This is a genomic window from Pseudomonas sp. LBUM1663, assembly GCF_059695905.1.
Map to the genome: position 1 here is coordinate 1474527 of NZ_CP166792.1, position 12495 is coordinate 1487021.

A 12495-nucleotide genomic window follows, 5' to 3' on the forward strand; every position below is an offset into this window, starting at 1 on the left:
CCGCGTTTGACGATGTTCAAAGCAAACGGCGCGTGATTCTCATCACGCGCCGTTTTGTTTGTGCTCAGCACTCATTCAGATCCTGTTTGCGCTTGCTCGAGGCCGCCAGCCCCGCCAGGCCATGCACGTCTTTTTCGCCCATGGCGCGATAGTGTTTACGCAGTTCCTCCAGTTGCTGGAGGTCCAGTAATTCCAGCCCCAGCATCGCGTTCTGCGCTTCTTTGTTTACCCGCAGCAGCTCATCGATCTTCAGGTGCAGGATGTCGGTGTCGCGGTTTTGCGTGTTCTGGATCAGGAAGACCATCAGGAACGTGATGATGGTGGTTGAGGTGTTGATGATCAGTTGCCAAGTATCGTTGTAATTGAAAATCGGCCCGGTCAAACCCCACAGCGCAATCATGATCAAAGCCCCCATGAACGTCTTGGGACTGCCGGCCCACAGGGCGAGTTTCTGCGAGATTTTTGCGAATTTCATTGCCGTGTTCCTTATAGGGATGCGCCTGATTTTCAGACAGCGACGGCGGGTTGAAAATTCTACTTAAAAACCCCAATTCTGCGACGCCACGACCTCTGTAGGAGCTGTCGAGTGAAACGAGGCTGCGATCTTTTGATTTTGCTTTCAGGAACAAGATCAAAAGATCGCAGCCTCATTTCACTCGACAGCTCCTACAGAGCGCAGGCACCTACCGCTCAGGGTGTCAGCTTCACATCAACAGCCCAACGGAAGTACCCCAGTGCCTCGCAGCTTTTATCGATCAGCATGAAGCTCAGTTCACACGCCTCGACCCCCGTGGCCAATTGCGTGCACTGCCAATAATGATCATCGGCCGAATGGCTGCCCGGTACGGTCGGGTTTTCAGGGTCGGGTGCAGGTACGGTCAGGTCTTCTTTGACCACCAATTCAGGCGTCGAAAGTACGCCTGCATCGCCTGCTGACATCCCGTAAAACACCACGCTGTGCTCCGCGAGCAAGCTGACGGTTCTGCTGCGGATATGGAAAGTCGATCCGGTGCCGAGGGTTAGCGTAATGGAGCTGTCATTTATAGTACTTTGTGGTGTCGGAGATCCATTGATGGCGAAGATAAAACCATCGGCAATAGACGTCGGGTTTTCGGGTTCAAGGCTGGGATCTGGATAGCGTAAAAGCAGGGACTCAGCATCAACAACCAGCAACACATTGTGGGCCGTCGCAACGCTGGATGAAGGGGGTTTGATCGGTTCGGAAGTCATCATGGATTCCTTTCATGATGTTGACGCACAACGGCAGCCGCTTCGGTTCATGCAAGACATCCCGTTCCTGTCGAGGCGGCAACGAACTCGGCTGGCCCCTTGTCGCCAAGGGGCCAGACCATCGTCAGTTACGGATGGTAATGAACGGATCCCACGAACAGCAGCCGACAATCTTGCAGTCGCGATCCACGATCAGGAAGTGGAAGTGGTAGGTCACGCTGCCGCACGACAGGGTTTCGGAAGACCAGTAATGGTTATCGACTTTCTGGCAGCTCGGCACCGACGGGTTGCTGGTGTTAGGAACGGCGACGCAGGCTGTAGCCTTGCGCGGCGTGGGTGTGGAGATCAATTCGTTGCCGACGTTGCCAATGAATTTGTAGAAAATCACTGCCGTCTCGAAGCTCTGCGACAGGCTGGTTTCACGCCAGCGAATCAGGTCGCCCACCTGGGCCTTCAAGTTGAGTTCGCCACCGGCCTGGCCATTTATCACGTTGTCGCGGTTGGTCACCATGTACACATGGTTGACGTCGATCAGCGTCGGCGAAGCGGGATTTTTGCTGATGTTCGGGTAGTTTTTCAGAATGGTTTCAGTGTCGATAGAAACAAGCACATCCGTGACTCGAGACATAGTAAAGCTCCTTGTTCATAGTGAGCGCCTGGCATCTTTCCAGGCACAACAACGCTTGCTTGCCTTACGGCCGTTGCAAAAACACTACGGGCGGAACCCACCGATCCACGGGAGATAAATTGGCCTTGCTCCTGCGTGCAAACTGATAAGTCGGGTTCCTTCCGACAGGCCGCGATTAGGACTATAGATGCGAAACACAGGCTGTCAAAATTGATGGACTGATCGCTCGACGAACGGTCAGCATGGTTATGACTTCCTTTGATTTGGCGATAAAGAACCGCTCACTCAAAACCTCTTTGCTACGCCGGTGCCGAATGAGTTCAGGCAATTGACAGATATGACCTGTTACAAGATCAGTGAGCCAGGCAGGAGCATGGCTGGAAAAGGGGGCAGTTTTTTATTGTTTCACTCGATGTGGCGGGTCAACTGACCTCTTTCGCCATAGGTCGGATAGGGCGGTGCGCGCCGGTCGAGGTATCGTAGCGAACCGGTTGTGCGCCCCTGGCCACAACAACGCACCGACAGGAGAACGCAATGAGTTGGTCTGCCAGACAATACGTCGCTTTTGAAGATGAACGCACCCGCCCGGCCCGTGATTTGCTCGCGGCGGTCCCGCCCGTGGACGCGCGATCGGCCATCGACATCGGTTGCGGCCCCGGCAATTCGACCGAGTTGCTGGTGGAGCGCTTCGCCAATGCCACGGTGCGTGGGCTGGACAGTTCGACCGATATGATCGAGGCCGCCCGCAAGCGCTTGCCACAGCTGCAATTCGACACGGCTGACATCGATACCTGGAACGAGCCGGGGCCGTTCGATGTGATTTTCGCCAACGCGGTGTTGCAGTGGGTGCCCGACCACGCGACGTTACTGCCTTCGCTGGCCACCCGACTGACCGATGGCGGCAGCCTGGCTATTCAGATGCCCGATAACCTCAACGAGCCGTCCCATCGCCTGATGCGCGAAGTCGCTGCCGATGGGCCGTGGGCCGCCAAGTTGGCGGACGCCGCCGGGCAACGCACGGAAATGGCCAGTGCCAGCGATTACTACTCGATGTTGCGACCGCACTGTGCGCGAGTCGACGTGTGGCGCACCACTTACCATCACCCGCTCGCGGGCGGTGCGTCAGGCGTGGTCGAGTGGTTCAAGGGCAGCGGCTTGCGGCCGTTTCTCGAACCGTTGAATGACGCGGAGAAGACGCAATACCTCAAGCAGTACCAAGCCGCGATCGAGCAGGCGTATCCGGCGCTGAGCGATGGTTCGGTGCTGTTGCCGTTTCCGCGGTTGTTTATCGTCGCGACTCGCTAAGGGCAAAAAGGGACTGATAACGCTGAACGTTATCGGTCCCTTTGTCTGGCACTCAAGTATTCAAAAATAAACGAAGCAAAGCCGAACAACCCAATCATCGAAATGATCATGATCCCCAACTCTGAATTGTCCATGTTGATCTCTAGGTGGTAGGTGAGCCTGGAGCATAAAGTATCTGCGGACAGGCCCAACACAGCGCTACGGCTTCTTTACCGGCTTGCAGGCATCTATACGCAAACTATACGAGTACCGGGCACGACACTCAGCGCTGGGCACTGACCAGCATCATCATCGGTCGCTCCCGCTCTTCGGCCAGGGCCGGTTGTGCCGCCACCTCAGCATCGGTTGGCCCCCATTCGTTGACATGCCGGATGCTGAAACCTGCGCCAATCAGCGTATTGAGCAAAGTGCCGAGGGTGCGGTGCTGCTTGATCACGCCATCGGCCAGCCAGTTCGTCACCCGCTCACCTTCCCGCTGATAACTGTCCAGCGGCCAACGCTTGTTTCCTTCGCCATCAATCAGCCAGCCCGGATTGTGAGGGGCCATGAAGATCGGGTGTTCGATGGAAAATACGAAGCGCGAACCGGGTTTTAGGGCTGTGTGGATTTTGGCGAACAGACCCGGAAGATCCTTGATGTAGTGCAGCGCCAGGGAGCTGTAGGCGAGGTCGAAACTGGCCGCGGGCAGGTCGAGTTGTTCCAGATCGGCGCGGGCATATTGGATGTTGTCTGTTGACGTGGTTGTGCGCGCCAGCTCCAGCATTTTTTCCGAGACGTCCAGACCGAGCACGTTTTCGGCGCCGGATTCACTGGCCCAGCGGCAGAACCAGCCGTAACCGCAGCCGAGGTCTACGACCTTCAGGCCTTGCATAGATGGCAGCATTGCTTTGAGGGCAGGCCATTCCGGTGCGGCGTCGAGACCGCCAATGGAGCGGGCCATCTGGCTGTAGCCCTGGAAAAACTCCGGGTCGTCGTAGATGTTTTGAGTCATGTTTGGAAGGCTCTGTTGAGATCGTTCACGGGCGGCACCTGATGTGCGGCCAATTGGGTTCCCTCCAAGAGTGATGGCGCGTGTTCGTCGATGGCCGCGCAGGGGGGAGGGTGGTTGAAGATTGGGAAATGCTAGCGGGTTGGGCGAGGAGGGGAAACGGGTTGAGCGTTGGGGATTTGTAAGCGAGGTCCTCAGATAAAAAATGACAGTTCGGTTAATGCCGATTAGTTAATGAGCGACACAAACTGTAGCAGCTGGCGAAGCCTGCGTTCGGCTGCGAAGCAGTCGTGAAATCGGGCAATGTGGTATTTCAGAAGGACCTCGCGCTCAGGTTTTACGACTGCTGCGCAGCCGAACGCAGGCTTCGCCAGCTGCTACAAATTGAGGACACCCCGAAAGGCGCCCCCAAATCACGTCAAGACGGTTCTGCATCCATGCGTCGAGCAATGACGTCCAGCACATCGCAACCGTCGCGCAAGGGCACGCAGCAGAGCAATGCAAAGTCGCTGAGGATCACCGCGTCAGATGTGATGTCGCCTCGCATCGCGAGGTTTTCAAGAAGCTGCGTCACGGCCCGGATTCTGTAACTGGCGGTGCTGAGCAGCGAATGCAGCGGTTGGGTGGTGTTGACGTAGAGCGAGGGAAGGTCGTCGGCGTTGCTGGTTAAAGCCATGTATTCGTTCATGAGTGATTACCGTTAGTAGGTGAAACACCTACCACTCGATCGTCGCCAAACAATAGGGTGGCAGCTGTACGCAGGTTGGCGAACCGGACAACGGTGAAACCGGCAGACCCGAAGGTCTCCCACGCACAGCTACCAAAAAAAGCGCAGCAAAGTGCAGTCAGAAAAAACTCCGATAAGCTCGGAGTGAATCTGAATCGTTGTCATCGAGTCGCCAAACCCGATACGTCTTTTGGACGCGCTCGGACTATAGGCCTCGTGACAAAAACACTGCAATGCGCAAGTCTACGGACAATTCCCACCGTAGTGTAGGACCTTACCTTTTTGAAAGTCGGCTTCGCTCGAAGCCCCAAAAGATGGGCAATCGGGTACTGAATTTGGCCGCGATCAAGACCATTAATGGATTGAGAGAAAAAGATGCGAGAAAGCTTGAGGCAAAAGATGATCGAGGTCTGCGACAAGAAAATGGAGCAGAAGGGGCCGACTGTCGGGCTCTCTTTCTATGCTTTCTTTGCAAACAAAAATGATGATCCAGCGCTTTTAATGGAAGCCGCCCAATGGTGGATCGCTGAGCACAAGCTCGACCATTTTGAAAAGGCCGTAAAAATAAAGCAGATGGTAGAGCGGAAAGATTAGCTGGTTGTCGTACAGGCGCTCAAGGACATCAGGCAGAGCGTATTCGGGTGTAGGCATCGATTCGACTCCATTCGAAGGATTGAAAGCGTAGCAAGGAAAACTCCGAAGCGATCAGGCATCGAAAACAAAGAAAAGCCCGCGCTATTGGCGGGCTTTTCAATTGGCATTGCTACGTTATTGTGCGGGGGAGGCCCAGCCAATTTGCGTCCAGTACGTAGATTGGCCTATATCGGGTGCTTTCGAATACTCAGTCGCGCGCTTGAGTCCAATCTGCATTAGGTCATCACTCACTTGCATTACCGTCCACGAAATGTCCTGACTGAGATCCATCTGCGCAAAACAGTATTTGCGGGTGATCATCAGAGCCCATGTCGCATACTCGGCTTGGGTGTAGCTGGTATAGGCTCGATCAAAATCGCTAGGTGTAACGCAGCCAAAAGCCTCTGCATCGAGATGTACCAGATCCTCCGCCTTCGGCTTATAAACGACAGACCTTTGCTGCGTAGTATCCGCAGAGCTATCTGGGGTCATGCGGTAGGCAACCGCACCGATGGTGACGCAAACCAAGAGGGAGCACGGAAGTACGAATTTCCAATGATCGCCCAGACTTTTAGGAAGGCGTTCGACGGGAGTAGGCGCGAAAACTACATCACCTTCCATTGTCAGCTGGGGAACTTCAGCACCGCAGTGCTTGCACTTGATCGCAGCTCTTTTTATGGTCTCGGCGCACATTGGGCAGGGACGCGAGCTGCTTTCAACTGTCGCCGCAGCAGCTTTTGGTTTTCCGGAGAGTAGAATCATCAGCAGGCCTGCCAAGGCAATAATGCCGCCAAGGATGGTGTTAATTTGCATATCCGCCATAAGCCCCAAATCCTTTACTCTGCCGCCGGAACCCGTAGACACTGATACATCCTTATTCAGCGCGAACACTACCAAGCAGATCCCTACGAGCAATGCGACCTTGCCAAACCACTTCATTGGATCCTTCCCGTACTCCCGTAATTGAGTCCGAACTCTACCATTCGTGGCGCACAGCCACCACGCGATCAACCCAATCTTCGCAGTCGCTGAGGGGCTAGTGAGTGGGACGTAGTTGGGATACCAGGCGATCCAGTCAGTACCCCATGAGTGCCTACACCAAGCTCGCCGCCGCTTGGTGCTGGACGCAGGGCATTGCCTTTATGGACATGCAATACGCCGCCATGGGCGACCCCGCGAAGTACGCCAGCACCGGCCAAACCCCGCTTATCAGTGATGACGAGATCCATCCGGATCCGGCGAAGGGCACCCCAGTGATTTCTGAATTTTTCTACACCGCGCTGCGCTGAACGCAGTAAGGAGCCTCAATGTTTTCCCTCGTGATTAGCGCACCTGGTGTGTTGTCCAACCCGCTGCCCGATACGCCGACCATCCCTGACGTGCAGTCAAACATCATTTACGAGCTTGATGCCGCAAGCCTGGCCGCACTGGCCGACGATGCCGCCGTAGACACCTGGCTGGCAAACGGGCCGGCGCCGATCGTCAACCGCACCTTCAACTTTCAGTACACGGGCTGGGGGAAACCGAAGTTTTCGCTGACCGGTGGACCAGGGGGTAACCCAGCCGTTTTGTTTGACGGGACGCAGCAGATCGGCAACGGTCCGGGCACGGTCTCTGTTGCGCAGTCGATGACTTACGCGATGGTCGTGAAGGCGTCTGTCTTTGCGGCGAATCAGGCGCGTCTGATGGCGTCGGGTGCTCAGATTCTCGCACCAGGTGCGAATGGCTTCTACGAAAGTATCTCGGCAGCCAGTCGACTGGAAAGCGGTGATAAATCGACAGAGTGGACAGTCATCCTCGCCGTGTTCGACGGACCCACGTCAAAAATCAAAGTCGGGACCAGTCCTATCGTTGAAGGCGCGACCGGGGTGTCTCTCAGCGGACGGAGTATTTTGGGCGGGCAAGGATCGGCGCTGGCCACAGCTGGCCTGGTGGGTGGTTACGCGTTTATCAGGGCTTACGATCGAGCGATTAACAACTCCGATATTGAGGCCGCTTCAGTTGAGCTGCATCGAGCCTACGGCCTGATGTAAAAAGACCGGACAGAAAAAAGCCCGCCAATGGGCGGGCTGAACAACCGGTTATTCACCAGCTTCCGTAGGGTATGCCGTTCTTTTCGATATAACGCTTGGAATCTTCTTCCAAAGGGAAATAACTTCCTCCCGAGAGTCCTAAAGCAGGCCCCTTGGGTTCAATCGTGGCTTGGCCGCGTGCGACTTTAATTGGCCGTTGGCACTGATCTCGCACCCAGATCTGCACCACACCGCCAGGGGCAAGACCAAGCTGAACAGACCCTCCCGCACGCAAGTCCTTTACTTCCGGATATTCCAGGCAATCTTTTGTCACTGCATCGCGCAATATCTGCCGCGCACTTTCCGGAATGTCAAACCACCCTTGGTAGGTTTGCGGCTCGACAAGCGATTGCCAGCGCACATAGATGCGAACAGGAATTTTGGCCCCTACTACGGTTTTTTCGTTACCACCAATCCCCTTGCGCCAACCACGAGCGGCGTCTGCTTTACTGCTTTTTCCTCCCGCTGCTACGCCGCTCCCAACTCGACGATACAAGACGCCATCGATATCAACTACCGCACTGTCTTCTACCCAAACCCTCATAAAATTGGGTTCGGTAAAACCGAGTTCCCATGGTACTGCGTCTGGGTCCAGATGCTCTCCCGAAAGCTCTTTCGCTTGGCAGGCACCCACAAGCAAAGCCCCCAACAAGATCCATAGTGATCGCAAAATTTTGACTCCTAGTCGGGTACATGGGGATGTTGTACGCGAATCCCGTCCGTGGTTGGGGCATTAAAGTAGAGTAAACCCGCACTGGTCCGAGGTGTTGAACCTTGCAAGATTGTCGGTGGGTTCCAGCTGGCCGAGGTGTGAATGTACTTCAATTTGAGCAGTTGCTCCTCGGCGGGAGTTGTACTGTAGTCACCCGCGACGAAGCGGTCACACAGCGCCTGAAGCTCCGATGGGATGGTGTAAGTTGGATATTGCTTATCAAGGTGCTCAAACTTAACTCCCCGTTGCTTGGCCAACTCGTACATGACTCGCAGGTAAACCCGCGACAGCTCGCCTCGCACTGATTTCTTGAGCTGCAACGCCGCATAGACACGTTTGTAAGGGTTCAAACGATCCTGTTGAGATGGAGGTAAACCCCGAACATAGGGAGTCACGACCTCCAGCATTTCGGATGGCCAGCCTTTGGCTTCCCACTGCGCCTTCACCTGTTGCGCGTCGCGGTAGATCGAGGTGTATTTCACGTCTGTCGTGACGGGAACATCCAGCGCCTGCATCGAGCTGATCAGCAGGTTCTCTTCGGATTCAGGAAAGTACCCGCCGCCAAGATCCGAGTGGACACCGGGCAATGTGATTTCCAGGTGATCGGGTTTTACTCGATTCAAGGCGAAGTTGGCACGGATTTCATCCCGAGCAGCCAATTGGACGACATTGGGAAACAAACTGCGAGAGAGGTACAGTTTGAGCCCTGGTTGTGTTTGGCTACGTATATAGCCCAGATTGGCCAAGCCACCTACTGACGGCACAGTATCAAACAAGCCAATAAATCCCACGTTGATATCGTGTTGGTATTCACCACTGAAAGTTTCGTGAAAAGCTCGTCGAAACATCTTGATGGTTTGCCCCAAGGGGCCTTGCTGACCTAGCGCCACCTCATTGGCAAAGTGGCGTGCCGCGGCTGCGCCTCGGCTGAAACCAAAAACATCAAAAGTTAGGCTTACGATTTTAGAATCTGGGGAGGTCTGGAAAAGCCGGAAAATCCTTTTCCCAATTTCACGGAAAGCATCCTCTACTTTACCGCTTACGCCCGCTTTCCCGCGCCCCATGCTAGCGCCTAACATGCTGTCTGCTTGACCGGTCGACGTACCTATTCCGTCAACGTAAAGCATCTGGGACACGCTACCCTGGTGCGAGGACTCGTCAATCTCTTCACTTACATAATACAAATCGCTGAGTTTTTTTATGTTCGACGTATCGTTCGCGTAGCTGCTTTCCGGATCAGCCATATACGGTCTGCAACTGGCGTCCAGGTCCTCAGGCTTGATGGCGTGGGTTGCGCCACACAGCTGCCCCATCACGCTGTTATTCGCATTGTTCAATGTGCCATCAAAGAACACGCCAATGCGTAAAGTAATGCCCACCGGTTTTTCATCATCCAGCTCTTCTTCCTCTTCTTCCTCCTCTAAAACCGAGACATCAGCAGTTACGGCCGGCGGTAGGGTAGGCGCAGGTACAGTGACCGGGGGTTGGTAGCTGGAAGGCTCAATCAGATGCGCGAGCATCGGACCAACCGGCGAAACAGGTGCGGGTGTGAAGTTGTTGCCGATGATGATGCTCGATGACCCACCCGTAATGGTGTCGCCATGCGTTCCTTGTGAGCCGGTGACCAGTGCTGCCTGGCCATTGATCTGTACCGAGGACATGGCGGCCATGGTCAAAATACTGCCGCAGGTGGTGCAGTCAGTTACCCGGGCAGCGGGTAGACCATCAAAAAATACATTGGGTGATCCTGACTCGATGGCTGTTCCGCCACAGCGAGGACAGCTCACGGTATCGGTCTTGCGTGCAGCAGGCTTGCCAGTCATTTTTGACTTCCATATCAGATTTCATAGAGGCAGTACCTTGCCCACACTCATAAGTAGAAAAAAATCAGACGTTTCCCAAACTCGGCTACGAAAATAGCTCGTGTCCAGGTGTTGGAACACCAGCGTCTGAAAAATTCCCCGGTTCACAAAAAATCATCGGAAAAAAGCACTTATCCCCCTCCCGCCGACGGGCTTTGTGTCCTTTTTTTGTGCAAATCCCGAAGTGATGAAAACGATCCTACAAGCCAAGCCAGCCGCAGCGCTCACGGGAAAAAGGCCATTTCATTTTGTGAAACGTTTTGACGGGAAAGGAAAGGCGGTTGCGCAGCGGTTCTTCAGGGGGCAAGAAGGACAGGGCGCGATAGGCCTCGGTTTTGCAGGGCGAAAAGTTGGAAAACGCTTGTATGGGGCTGTTCTCGAAAGCAGGAACAGTAGCAACGGTGTGGATGGTGTAGCTTTGGCCGGGCGGGCGAGGAAAGGCGAAAGCTCCGCAGGCTAAGCCTTACAGCGTTGCGGAGCATTTATAGAGATTGCAAAAATTTAGTCGAAGCTTTTTCCTAATGGGACAAGTTGCCGGCTTCATTTTGCTGAGATTCATGGCTAGCTTTGCCAGTTATAGCTTCCGCAGCGGGGGAGGATTTACTGCCAGGTTTGGTAGCGGTTTTAGGCACACTAGGCTTTGCAGGGCTTTTAGCAGCAGGCTTTGTAGCGGGTTTAGGCGCACTAGGCTTTGCAGGGCTTTTAGCAGCAGGCTTTGCAGTCGGTTTAGGCACACTAGGCTTTGCAGGGCTTTTAGCAGCAGGCTTTGCAGTCGGTTTAGGCGCACTCGGCTTTATAGGGCTTTTAGCAGCAGGTTTTGCAGCGCTTTTAGCCGCAGCGGCCTTTGCAGCGACTTTCGCAGCAGGCTTTGCAGCCACAGGTGCAGCGAGGAGCTTCGCTCTTGGTTTTTTCACTAAGGTTAAATGGGTCGCTTCGATAGCCTTCGGCGTCTCAGCAGTTTTCCGCTTCCCAGATTCTAATGCGTTATTGGTCAATCTATTTACGGCATTTCCAAATCCCACTGAAGCCAAGAGTTCGGACATCCCATTCATAAGATGTGAAGCATTGCCACAACTTAGTTCTTGCCCATCAAATTTAAGTATGCAGGGATATCCGGTAACGCGTTGCTTCCACCCAGCCACGTCTTCAGTGAACGTCCCATTGCTTGTCTTAAGGTTTAGGATAATTCTATCGTGCTTGATGTATTCTGCCTCGACGCCAGAAAGACCGTCGGTGAATGAAGCGATTTGTGCAAGTGTAGATACCCTGCGTTCGAGTTTTAGTTCACCCGCTGTATATCTCTTCAAATCGGCATTAATCGTATCGAAAATTGTGTCGACTTCAGCGATGGCCGCTAGGGATTTATTGGATTTTTCAACGCCTTTATTAACAAAACTGAGGAAGTCCATTAAATAACCCTCTTCAAATTACAAGTAATAGGATAATGATCAGAGAGATCAGACCATTTCAAAGTACTGCCTGAGACGTTCAACGCACTCATGATTTCAACGCCGCTTCCTACGAAACTCCAGCCATCTTTCAGAAAACCTGAGGATAGAATGATTTGATCAAACGTCCTCCAGTTCGTCATGTGCTGAGCGTCAGTACTGACGCAGGTTCCCGCTGGCAAGTGGGTACCTGTTACCAGGTCGGTCATTCCGACTAATCGCCAGAAAGGATTAAATAGCGCATCGCTACGGGCCATCACGTAACTGATATCCCTGCTCGCTTTCAGTGCCATCTGAATTGATCTGCTGAACGGCTCGTCGTTGAAGTCGCCGCAAATGACAATCAACGCATTAGGATCGTCATCATATATGTCCCTAACATATCCTCTGAGCTCTGAGGCAATCTCAGTTCTGATGTGCGAGTCTTCAGAGTATGTGCGCAAGCTCTGCCAGTGGCATAAAATTACCCAAATATCTATAGTGCCTTCCAGCTTGAATCTCAATTTTCGGCCTACCTTGAGATGCTTTGCAGTTACATCCGATTTGGCGTTGAGATCCACGACTTCATTCGCTGAAGCTAGTTTGTCTTGCCTATAAACGATTCCATAGTCATCAATTCTATTTCCGTCTTTTGAATAGAGAGATCGGACAGTATAGGGCGCATATTTTGAATCTATTAATGCGGCGGCAAGGATCTGACGTTTTAGTTCAAGGCAGTTGTCTTCATTGACTTCGCAAAGGCAAAGAAGATCGACGCCAGAATCCAACATGCTGAGAATTACCGTAACGAAATCCGTCGTAACTTCGCCGGGTTTAGCTTGGGTTGCGGGTGCTGACAAATGGCAATTCCACCATGCGATTTTTAGATCCATGACCTTTTTATACTCCTA

14 protein-coding genes are annotated in these 12495 nt (G+C 53.6%); 4 read left to right on the top strand and 10 right to left on the bottom strand.

What is annotated here, in order from left to right:
• Positions 1-64: 64 nt before the first annotated feature.
• The 3 genes from ACA075_RS06595 to ACA075_RS06605 all read right to left on the bottom strand — a co-directional run bounded on the left by ACA075_RS06595 (position 65) and on the right by ACA075_RS06605 (position 1858).
• On the bottom strand, positions 65-475 hold the full coding sequence (locus ACA075_RS06595) for a low affinity iron permease family protein (RefSeq protein ID WP_497297790.1): 411 nt from the start codon (positions 473-475) through the stop codon (positions 65-67).
• A 215-nt stretch (positions 476-690) separates the two neighbouring features.
• Positions 691-1230 carry an AidA/PixA family protein gene (locus ACA075_RS06600; protein ID WP_497299205.1) on the bottom strand — a complete coding sequence of 180 codons (540 nt, stop codon included), beginning with the start codon at positions 1228-1230 and terminating at the stop codon, positions 691-693.
• A gap of 124 nt (positions 1231-1354) precedes the next feature.
• Positions 1355-1858 carry an inclusion body family protein gene (locus ACA075_RS06605; protein ID WP_090181110.1) on the bottom strand — a complete coding sequence of 168 codons (504 nt, stop codon included), beginning with the start codon at positions 1856-1858 and terminating at the stop codon, positions 1355-1357.
• 534 nt (positions 1859-2392) lie between these two features.
• Here ACA075_RS06605 and tam point away from each other — a divergent pair.
• Positions 2393-3163 (top strand): trans-aconitate 2-methyltransferase, encoded by a 771-nt coding sequence (tam, locus tag ACA075_RS06610; RefSeq protein ID WP_497297791.1) that lies wholly within the window; start codon positions 2393-2395, stop codon positions 3161-3163.
• Positions 3164-3425: 262 nt separating this feature from the next.
• Here the strand turns inward: tam and ACA075_RS06615 are convergent, their stop codons facing one another.
• Positions 3426-4154 carry a class I SAM-dependent methyltransferase gene (locus ACA075_RS06615; protein ID WP_497297792.1) on the bottom strand — a complete coding sequence of 243 codons (729 nt, stop codon included), beginning with the start codon at positions 4152-4154 and terminating at the stop codon, positions 3426-3428.
• A gap of 415 nt (positions 4155-4569) precedes the next feature.
• Entirely contained in the window at positions 4570-4839 is a 270-nt protein-coding gene (locus ACA075_RS06620; RefSeq protein ID WP_497297794.1) for a short-chain dehydrogenase, read from the bottom strand.
• A gap of 438 nt (positions 4840-5277) precedes the next feature.
• On the opposite strand from ACA075_RS06620, the gene ACA075_RS06625 reads away from it, so the two are divergent.
• Positions 5278-5472: a DUF6500 family protein gene (locus ACA075_RS06625; protein WP_497297795.1), complete on the top strand. Its 195-nt coding sequence runs from the start codon at positions 5278-5280 to the stop codon at positions 5470-5472.
• 174 nt (positions 5473-5646) lie between these two features.
• On the opposite strand, the gene ACA075_RS06630 is transcribed toward ACA075_RS06625, so the two are convergent.
• Entirely contained in the window at positions 5647-6450 is an 804-nt protein-coding gene (locus ACA075_RS06630) for a hypothetical protein (RefSeq protein ID WP_497297797.1), read from the bottom strand.
• Positions 6451-6596: 146 nt separating this feature from the next.
• On the opposite strand from ACA075_RS06630, the gene ACA075_RS06635 reads away from it, so the two are divergent.
• A complete protein-coding gene (locus tag ACA075_RS06635) occupies positions 6597-6800 on the top strand; it encodes a hypothetical protein (RefSeq protein WP_497297798.1) in 204 nt (67 codons plus the stop codon).
• A gap of 18 nt (positions 6801-6818) precedes the next feature.
• Complete coding sequence (locus ACA075_RS06640) at positions 6819-7544, top strand: hypothetical protein (protein ID WP_497297799.1); 726 nt, start codon at positions 6819-6821, stop codon at positions 7542-7544.
• A 52-nt stretch (positions 7545-7596) separates the two neighbouring features.
• Here ACA075_RS06640 and ACA075_RS06645 read toward each other — a convergent pair whose 3' ends face one another.
• From ACA075_RS06645 to ACA075_RS06660, 4 genes are all read right to left on the bottom strand, one after another.
• Positions 7597-8253, bottom strand: a complete 657-nt coding sequence (locus tag ACA075_RS06645) for a DUF2931 family protein (RefSeq protein WP_497297800.1) — start codon at positions 8251-8253, stop codon at positions 7597-7599.
• Positions 8254-8264: 11 nt separating this feature from the next.
• Positions 8265-10118 carry a PAAR domain-containing protein gene (locus ACA075_RS06650; protein ID WP_497297801.1) on the bottom strand — a complete coding sequence of 618 codons (1854 nt, stop codon included), beginning with the start codon at positions 10116-10118 and terminating at the stop codon, positions 8265-8267.
• A 557-nt stretch (positions 10119-10675) separates the two neighbouring features.
• Positions 10676-11566 carry a hypothetical protein gene (locus ACA075_RS06655; protein ID WP_497297803.1) on the bottom strand — a complete coding sequence of 297 codons (891 nt, stop codon included), beginning with the start codon at positions 11564-11566 and terminating at the stop codon, positions 10676-10678.
• On the bottom strand, positions 11566-12477 hold the full coding sequence (locus ACA075_RS06660) for an endonuclease/exonuclease/phosphatase family protein (RefSeq protein WP_497297804.1): 912 nt from the start codon (positions 12475-12477) through the stop codon (positions 11566-11568). The genes ACA075_RS06655 and ACA075_RS06660 overlap by 1 nt, the downstream gene beginning before the upstream one ends.
• Between the last annotated feature and the right edge of the window lie 18 nt (positions 12478-12495).